General features: G+C 44.3%; 3 protein-coding genes. All 3 read left to right on the plus strand.

Going from position 1 to position 1,735, the window contains the following annotated elements; all coding sequences use genetic code 11:
• Window positions 1-312: 312 nt before the first annotated feature.
• On the plus strand, window positions 313-549 hold the full coding sequence (locus tag U9Q77_12730; GenBank protein ID MEA3288223.1) for a type II toxin-antitoxin system HicB family antitoxin: 237 nt from the start codon (window positions 313-315) through the stop codon (window positions 547-549).
• Between the two features lie 599 nt (window positions 550-1,148).
• The gene (locus U9Q77_12735) at window positions 1,149-1,403 is read left to right on the plus strand and encodes a type II toxin-antitoxin system HicA family toxin (protein ID MEA3288224.1); all 255 of its coding nucleotides are present in this window, start codon (window positions 1,149-1,151) and stop codon (window positions 1,401-1,403) included.
• Window positions 1,400-1,735 carry a type II toxin-antitoxin system HicB family antitoxin gene (locus tag U9Q77_12740; protein MEA3288225.1) on the plus strand — a complete coding sequence of 112 codons (336 nt, stop codon included), beginning with the start codon at window positions 1,400-1,402 and terminating at the stop codon, window positions 1,733-1,735. The genes U9Q77_12735 and U9Q77_12740 overlap by 4 nt, the downstream gene beginning before the upstream one ends.

Here is a 1,735-nt window from a genome sequence, read left to right on the forward strand (position 1 = left end):
ATTGCTTTCTGAGCACGATACCTGTGATTACTCAATCCAACGATTTAAACATGAACTTACGGCTGAAACAGAGGTGCTCAAAGCAGGAGCGACTTACAATCTATAGACTTCCTGCCTTTATCCAGGGTACATGATCAGTAACTGAGGATCTGCTCCGAATTCCGACTTGCCTATTTCCATACTATGCTGGTATAATTACACGATGATGAAAACTCAAGGACATATAAAAATTAGGTGGAATATTTTCCATTTATTGACACTGATGCCGCTCAACTCATAATACACGCAGTTTATTAAAGGGGGTAAAGGTAAATGTTGCAATTTATTCTTACGGGTTACATCGAAAATGCTTTATCTCAAGCAGAATATGACAAGCTTGAAGATGGAACATTTTCTGGGCGTATTCCATCCTGCAAAGGAGTCATCGCTTTTGGTAAGACATTACGAGAGTGTGAAGATGAATTGCGCTCTACGCTTGAAGATTGGGTATTGGTCGGCTTAAAATTAGGGCATCCCATTCCAGATACTCAGTTCCTCAGTTACGTATGATGATAAATGAAGTCGAAGGAATTATAGGACGCGCCATTACTTTTGATGAATGGAAAAAGCTGGCCTAACAAAACAAATGCTCGTGCCAAGGTATATCCGAGACTTGGGAATCCACGTAAATCGGGATGAAATTGATTATTGTTACCCAGTGGGTGAAAGTCCTACCTGACCAAAGGTTAGCCACCGACTCAGTAGTGAAATCCACGTTCAAACCGGGTAACCGGAGTACGAAGCCCCGCTTTCTCGGGATGTTCCACGGACATGACGATCTACTGAGAGGAACTACGGGAGGCACACCGAGACTACAAACCGTATCACCAAATTTCAGTAGAGTGTGTGGGATTGGCGTAAGCCATCCGAAGGGCAGCATAGTCATGCGCCACTCGGGGTGTCGCCTGAGTGGTTGATGGTTTGGTAAAAGAACCTGAACCGAGGAACCGGATGAGGGAAATCTTCACGTCCGGATCTGTGGGGGGTGTTGGGTGACCGGCATTCCTACCACGACTGTGAAAAATGCCCCCGATGATCACGTATGATAGCCATTTTTGTTCGGTCAGAATATTCTTGACAAAGTACCATAATTTGGTACTATATGGCGAATGAAACGGAAACATCAGAAGACTCTGGAACTCATTTTCAATCGACCTGTCAGTGGCAGTATCAAGTGGGATGATATTGAAGCATTATTCGTTGCTCTTGGCGCTGAGGTGAGCGAACGTGAAGGTTCCAGAGTGGCGGTTGTTTTATTTAATGAGGTAAGAGTATTCCATCGGCCACACCCAACGCCAGTCACTGACAAAGGTGCGGTCTCAAGCATTCGCAAATGGTTGGAAAGCCACGGAGTTACACCATGAATATCATGACAGTTGAAGGGCGTAAGGCAAAAATCGAATACGATGCCGAGATCGATATGTTTCGGGGTGAAATACTTGGGCTCAACGGGGGTGCTGATTTCTATGGTAAAACACCGGATAAGTTGCGCTTGGAGTTTAAAAAATCATTGAAGGTATTTCTTGATGTCTGCAAAGAAAAAGGTATCGAACCATATAAAGAGTATTCCGGCAAATTCAACCTTCGCATTCCCACTAAATTGCACGCTGAAATAGCATCAAGGGCTTCGGCAGACGGCAAGAGCCTAAATCAATGGGTTGTTGAAACGTTGGATCAAATTGTTCATGCCAATTAG

It is taken from the genome of Candidatus Neomarinimicrobiota bacterium, from assembly GCA_034716895.1.
Lineage (GTDB): Bacteria > Fidelibacterota > UBA8477 > UBA8477 > JABMPR01 > JABMPR01.